The organism is Ferroplasma sp. Type II (assembly GCF_000496155.1).
The window spans coordinates 1-1,316 of record NZ_KI542850.1; the positions used below are offsets into that span (position 1 = coordinate 1).

At 34.7% G+C, this 1,316-nt stretch carries 1 pseudogene; it reads left to right on the forward strand.

Features of this window, described 5'->3' with window-relative positions:
* Window positions 1–953, forward strand: a pseudogene (locus tag AMDU4_RS13870) (hypothetical protein); the annotation flags it as partial.
* Between the last annotated feature and the right edge of the window lie 363 nt (window positions 954–1,316).

Consider the following 1,316-nt stretch of genomic DNA (forward strand, 5'->3'; position numbering starts at 1 on the left):
ATAATGGCTACATAGGGCTATTTGTAGCCGTAGATAACAGTGTTTTCAGGGAGTTTATTCTTATATCAATAGCAATATTTGCCATGGCCCATTCAATAGCTAAAACTGGCTTGTTTATCACGGTTGGGCATACAGGTGTGGAATATTTCAGTGCAGTTAATGGTGGAAAGAGCACAATAAATCAAATAGGGAAATTTTTTGCACTTTCCTCCCTGTCTGGCTTATTTCCTTCTCTTGGGGGCCTTGGAACCTGGATGGTACTTGAATCCTTTTTTATGGGTGCATATTTATACGGACCACTGGGAATAACATCTATCATAGCCGGATCACTTATAGCTATGGGTGAAGGCTTTGCAACCGCTGCTATGCTGAAAGTATTTTACTTTACCGATAATCACCACAAATCCAGGGGAAAGAATCTGGAAAATTATACTATTCTGGCTACAGGTTTGATTTTAATCATTCTTTTTGCCATATCATCCCTTATTATAGGGAAAGAATACATATCCGGAATACCCTCCGTACTTGTGTTCAATGGATTAATGATAGAATCACGGCTCGGTCCTGCAGATTTCGGGCTTATAACACCGCTTTATATCTTTGCTTTTCTAATACTATTTAGCCTGCTTGTATACTTTGTTTTCGGAAAACCTAATGTAAGAGTTTCAAGAAGATGGAATGGGGGGATTGAGCATGAAGAATATTATAATTCATTTAACTATTCAAACAATATAAGGTTGATGCTTAAAAGGATACTGAGAACATCATATAGTAACCAAAACCAGTTAGAAACAGTAGATATTTTCTGGCTTGTAATGATAGACATAGCAAAGGAATATAGAAAATTTTCAAGATACGTAGCTTACAAAATTATGAACAGTTCCATATCATATTACATTATCTATATGATTACTGCATTTATTCTTGTGATTATAATCGTTTCTATAACATAAAATGTTTGTAAACAGGTAAAGGCGTATCCAAGTTGCACGTAGACATGGGTGCGTCCAAATGGAGCACTGATCCCCCTAAAGAGGCCACGCTGTAACCGGTAACGACTTTAAGACTTAGTAATAAGTTCTTGCAATTTATCCACTGAGATAATGACTTCCAGAGAAAATATAATTGGAGTCAGATATACTTTTAGTGAAATTAAAAACAAATTTATTGAAATATAATTAAAAAAATTTAATACTGTTGACTATGAAATTAAGAAGGACATGATTATTTAAACTTTACAAGATATTTTTGGGTTGCATTTAAACCGGAACCTAAATCTATTGGTTTACCGAATTTTATTAAAGCCCTTCAATACG